Source organism: Streptomyces lancefieldiae (genome assembly GCF_031845825.1).
In the GTDB taxonomy this organism is placed as follows: domain Bacteria; phylum Actinomycetota; class Actinomycetes; order Streptomycetales; family Streptomycetaceae; genus Streptomyces; species Streptomyces lancefieldiae.
Genome location: NZ_JAVRFH010000200.1, coordinates 1 through 1,664, shown reverse-complemented (window position 1 = coordinate 1,664; position 1,664 = coordinate 1). Strand labels below are relative to the sequence as shown.

Below are 1,664 nucleotides of genomic sequence, written 5' to 3'. Positions count from 1 at the left end.
TGTCGATACTCATCGGCAGCGGGGCCGGAGATGTGTTCGCCGGACTCCAGCAGTCGGGCGTCCTGTTCGTTCTGTTCCAGCACCATCTCCAGGGTCTCCAGCTGAATGTCGTCCATCCAGGAGGAATCATCCCGGCCTGCGTAGCTCAGGGTGACTTTGGTGTGGACATGGGCGTACTGCAGCGCGGCGGCCACCAGACCGCGGGGCCGGCGGACGATGAAGTACGCCAGGGTTCTCCTGAAGCGCGAAGCATGCAGGTGTTTGGTCGGGTCCGGCGGGATGGGCACGTCGGCGCCGGGGCGGCCGAACGTGTTGTTCACCCAGGCAACGAAGTCCTCCAGATCCCGGGTGACCGACTCAACCTGCCGGGCGTTGAAGTCGTTCGGCCGCTTGGTGTGGGCGTTGGTGAAGCTGGCGGGAAACAAGAAGGCGTAGTCACCGAAGCTCTCCAGCAGCGCGATGGCGTCGTGCACCGGCGTGACGACGACCCACGGCCGTTGTTCCGGCGACGCCTCCCCCTCTGCCACTGGGAGCGAGGCACGGTCGTACCCCTTGCCCCGGCGGCCGACGATCAGCAGTTCCCCGGTCTCCTCGTCGGTCGCCCTGCAGCCGGGGCGCAGGTTGAGCACCTCGCCGGGACGGGCCCCACTGAGGTAGCAGATCACTACGAAAGCCGCCGCGGCCACCATGCGGATGAGATTGCGCAGTTCGGACACAGCGATGGGCGCATCGCGCCACGGCCGACCGTCGATCGCACCCGAGATCTGGCCGATGTAGGTGTCTTCGGCGATGGGCAGCCCCGACTCCCGCAGCGTCCGCTTCTGATTGGGGGTGAGGGAGATGCCCGTGGTCGTCTGGATCATCCGCTGGATGGCCGAGAAGTTGATGGCGCGCTGCCCGTCCTCCATGCGGTGTCCGGGCAGCGGGGTCCCCTCCCGTCGGCAGCGGGCGATGTACCGCTGGATGCGCTCCCCCGTCGGAAGGCCGTCGAGTTCGGCCTGGGAGGGGTGCGTCCCGGCTCTGAGCTGCTGATGCTCAACCCATGCGTCCCGTACGTCGGGGCCGATGACCTCGATGGTGTGCAGCGCCCAGGCGAGCAGGGCCGTCATGGTCACCGGTGCGATCCGCGGCGTCTTGTTGTCGCGGCCTCCGGCAGGGCTCTTGAGCTCCTCGTCGGATGCCCTGGGCCAGGGGTAGCCGGTGGCCAGCCGTCCCTCGTCGGGCAAGTGCGGGCCGTACAGCCACAGTGTGCGCACCGCCGCCAGCATGTCGATCTTCCGCCCCGGCTTGCGTTGCAGGGCCAGGACGTAGGCGCGGTAGGCGTCTAGATGCTGTTCGGTGACGTCGCACAGGCGCGAGATCCCCGCCTCGACGAGCCATTCCGCGAAGACCTGAAGATCCATGAACCAGTAGCGGAACGTCGCGACGCCCGGACGCTCGCCGCCGCGTTGCACGGTGATCGGGCTGCCCGGGTAGGGGTGGTCGAGCGCGGCGAGGAAGAAGGTCTTGAAGGGGAGGTGGAAGAGCGGAGGGTAGCGGCTCCAGATCAGCGGCGTGATGTTGAGGTGGGCATCAGGGTGTGCCGGCCTGATGTGCCAGATCATGTCGCCGAAGCGGGACAGGGCTGCCTTGTCCGTACCGGCGCGCAGAGGCCGGTTGCGGAG

General features: G+C 67.7%; 1 protein-coding gene. It reads right to left on the bottom strand.

Annotated elements, in window-relative coordinates; translation table 11 throughout:
- Positions 1-1,664 (bottom strand): integrase (locus RM812_RS41585; RefSeq protein ID WP_311586135.1); only part of this gene is annotated, 1,664 nt, incomplete at both ends.